This window comes from Stenotrophomonas sp. SrG (genome assembly GCF_050031795.1).
In the GTDB taxonomy this organism is placed as follows: domain Bacteria; phylum Pseudomonadota; class Gammaproteobacteria; order Xanthomonadales; family Xanthomonadaceae; genus Stenotrophomonas; species Stenotrophomonas rhizophila_A.
This window is the reverse complement of the sequence record NZ_JBNBBE010000088.1, coordinates 1-309: the sequence shown is the minus strand read 5'-3', so window position 1 is coordinate 309 and position 309 is coordinate 1. Positions and strand designations below refer to the sequence as shown.

The window sequence follows — 309 nt, the reverse complement described above, 5'->3', positions numbered from 1 at the left end:
TGCCGGCGCTGCGGATGACCGTGGCACTGCTGGTCACCGGCTATGGGGTGGCGCGCCGGCGCGGCTACGGGGTGGAAGTGTTCCCCGGCGGGCGTGCGGTGCTGCTGCGCAGGGTCTCGGCCCTGCCCGGCCTGGGCCTGGTGGCGCTGATCTTCGTGGGTATCCGTGCCGGCATCTTCACCGCCGTGGAAAGCGCGGCCATTGCCGTGGTGTATGCCCTGCTCGTGACCACGGTGCTGTACCGCCAGCTCGACTGGCGCGAGTGCCTGGGCACGGTGACCCATGCCGCGCGCAGCACCGGCGTGATCC

The 309-nt window shown here is 71.8% G+C and carries 1 protein-coding gene; it reads left to right on the top strand.

Going from position 1 to position 309, the window contains the following annotated elements; all coding sequences use genetic code 11:
- On the top strand, positions 1 to 309 hold a 309-nt coding region (locus tag ACQG3P_RS19085), incomplete at both ends, for a TRAP transporter large permease subunit (protein ID WP_426805916.1).